1 pseudogene is annotated in these 697 nt (G+C 77.8%); it reads left to right on the forward strand.

Annotated features, from left to right (window positions below):
- Positions 1-381: 381 nt before the first annotated feature.
- Positions 382-697: pseudogene (locus FrCorBMG51_RS34360) on the forward strand (translation initiation factor IF-2); the annotation flags it as partial.

Genomic DNA, 697 nt, shown 5'->3' on the forward strand with positions numbered 1-697 from the left:
TCCCGCCCCGCCGGGGGCGGGCCGCGCCCCGGCGGTGGTGGCGGCGGTGGCGGCGGTGGCCGTCCGGCTCCCGGTGGTGGTGGCGGCGGACGACCCGGCGGCGGGCGTCCAGGCGGTGGCGGCGGCTTCGCCGGTCGCGGCGCGCCTGGCCGTCCGGCCGGCGCAGGGGCCGGCGGGGGCGCGGGTGCCCCCGGGCGTCCCGGTGGCGGTGGTCCTGGCGGTCCCGGTGGTCCCGGCGGTCGTCCCACCTCCGGGGGGCGCGGCCGCGGTGGCACCACGGCCGGCGCGTTCGGTCCCGGTGGCCGTGGCCGCCCAGGGCGTCAGCGCAAGTCCAAGCGCGCGAAGCGGCAGGAATGGGAGAGCGGGCTGGAAGCCCCCCGCATGGGGGCGATGGTCCCGCGCGGCAACGGGCAGGTCATCAGACTGCCCCGGGGCGCCTCCCTGGCCGACTTCGCGGACAAGATCGACGCCAACCAGGGCGCGCTCGTCCAGGTCGTGTTCACCCAGCTCGGCGAGATGGTGACCGCGACGCAGTCGTGCACGGACGAGACCCTGCAGCTGCTCGGCGTGACGCTCGGGTACGAGGTGCAGATCGTCAGCCCCGAGGACGAGGACAAGGAGCTCCTGGAGAGCTTCGACCTGTCCTTCGGGGGTGCCTACGGCGACGAGGTCGAGCTGCGGCCGCGGCCGCCGGTCG

Origin of the sequence: Protofrankia coriariae (assembly GCF_001017755.1) — a bacterium.
Lineage (GTDB): Bacteria > Actinomycetota > Actinomycetes > Frankiales > Frankiaceae > Protofrankia > Protofrankia coriariae.